Source organism: Sphingomonas sp. PSPC2-2 (genome assembly GCF_049897725.1).
Lineage (GTDB): Bacteria > Pseudomonadota > Alphaproteobacteria > Sphingomonadales > Sphingomonadaceae > Sphingomonas.
The window spans coordinates 1-649 of record NZ_JAFCWU010000040.1; the positions used below are offsets into that span (position 1 = coordinate 1).

The window sequence follows — 649 nt, forward strand, 5'->3', positions numbered from 1 at the left end:
AGTGCCCCACCCGATCCCATCCCGAACTCGGCCGTGAAACCTGACTGCGCCGATGGTACTATCACTTAAGTGATGGAAGAGTAGGTCGTCGCCAGGCATTGAAGCCGGTGAGCAGCAAAGCTCCTTAGATCAAAAGAACCCATTCACATGTCACCTACCCTTTCGTTCCGCTACACAAGCGGAACTGGCGCGGGGTGGAGCAGCCCGGTAGCTCGTCAGGCTCATAACCTGAAGGTCACAGGTTCAAATCCTGTCCCCGCAACCATCTTTAATTGCGATGTCCCCGATGCGAAAGCACCGGGGCTTTTTGCGTTCTCAGCAGTCGCAATCGCGAGGATCCCGGCCAGATCGCCCTGCAGGTCGATCGCAAGCCCCGTGTCGTACGGCGTCAGCACGATCGCGGAGATCAGCGATCGCAGCATTTCCATTGCCTTCATCCGTTCGATCTCTGGTCCCCGCTCGAGCAACCCGTGCAGCGATGCAACCTGGCGGCGATAGTAACCGGCCATTTCAGGATGAAGCAGGGCAGGGTGAGCTGCTGCCGGTTTCGTGGACACCAAGATAAGGTGTTTTCGGAACCGGAGGGTGTAGATGCAACGACGGAAGTTCAGCCGAGAGTTCAAGCTCGAGGCGGTGAAGTTGGTCCGAG

1 tRNA gene and 1 rRNA gene are annotated in these 649 nt (G+C 57.8%); both read left to right on the forward strand.

What is annotated here, in order from left to right:
* Nucleotides 1-97 (forward strand): 5S ribosomal RNA (rrf, locus tag ACP7BY_RS21000); the annotation flags it as partial.
* Between the two features lie 91 nt (nt 98-188).
* Nucleotides 189-265: transfer RNA gene (locus ACP7BY_RS21005), tRNA-Met, on the forward strand.
* The last annotated feature ends 384 nt before the right edge of the window (nt 266-649 follow it).